The following is a 202-nucleotide window of genomic DNA, read 5'->3' on the forward strand; positions in this document are numbered from 1 at the left end:
TTGGCCATACCTATTCTCTCCACAAGCAAATAGCTTGGGCTTGCCTCGGTATTGCGTCAAAATAAACGTGGAACCCAAGCCTGCAGATGCCACGATTCTACGTCGATGAATTTCTCTTTCTGTCTCCAGCTCTTTGATTGCCTCACGAAATTCTCTGTTCACCTGAATGAGGCGTTCACGGTCATTGGGTGTAGCGAACTTA

Annotated in this window: 1 pseudogene; it reads right to left on the reverse strand. The window is 47.0% G+C overall.

The window, feature by feature from the left end:
• A pseudogene (locus Lwal_RS17755) lies at positions 1-202 on the reverse strand (DNA helicase UvrB); the annotation flags it as partial.

The sequence above is a fragment of the Legionella waltersii genome (assembly GCF_001468085.1).
Taxonomy (GTDB): Bacteria; Pseudomonadota; Gammaproteobacteria; order Legionellales; family Legionellaceae; genus Legionella; species Legionella waltersii.